Below are 670 nucleotides of genomic sequence, written 5' to 3' on the forward strand. Positions count from 1 at the left end.
ACGGGTGAACAGAAAGCCTCTGAGCTTGAATTAATGCGCTTAACGATTCCACGTCGAGTCTATACTAACGACCACATGGACTATATCGCGGATGCGTTGATCGAGTTGAAGAACCGAGCTCATGAATTGAAAGGTTTGACGTTCGAATATGAGCCTCCGGTTTTACGTCACTTTACGGCTCGCTTCCGTGAAATTGATTAACCTGAAGTAGGTTTGACACCTAGATAACTAGGTATCTAGGTACTTAAGTAAGGGGCAAAAGGCCGCGGGTGTCGCGGCCGTTTTTGATTTTGTCTGTTCAGTTCATTCCGAGCGGATATTACGCCAGCTCTAACGTGATGCGCACGAACTGTTCGTCTTGATATTGCACTTCATAATTGAATGTGCCACTTGCATAAATACTGCCAAGGAACAATGAGCGCTGACTCATTGGGCCACGGAAAAGCATCGAAATTGGTGCAATCATGGCGTTATTGTCGTCGAAATGTTGGTTTAAGTTATTTGATAACACACACAGCAAACAGCCATGCTGGTCATGCGATAAGTCGACATCTTCAGGACGAGAAAGCAGTACCGTGGTACCGAGTTTTTTCTCAATTTCGTTAATTAGTAGCAGGTAGCTATCTAAGTGAGGTTGCGGGTTACTTGGTTTATTCGCGTCAACGCAGCG

1 protein-coding gene and 1 pseudogene are annotated in these 670 nt (G+C 45.2%); one reads left to right on the top strand and one right to left on the bottom strand.

The genetic code is table 11. The features are described 5' to 3' along the window. Positions 1-201 (top strand): annotated as a pseudogene (tnaA, locus tag R7190_RS27910) (tryptophanase); the annotation flags it as partial. 118 nt (positions 202-319) lie between these two features. On the opposite strand, the gene R7190_RS27915 reads toward tnaA, so the two are convergent. Then, positions 320-670: DUF2913 family protein (locus R7190_RS27915; RefSeq protein WP_318137932.1), on the bottom strand; the 351-nt coding region annotated here is incomplete at its 5' end.

This window comes from Vibrio sp. 1078-1, assembly GCF_033340475.1.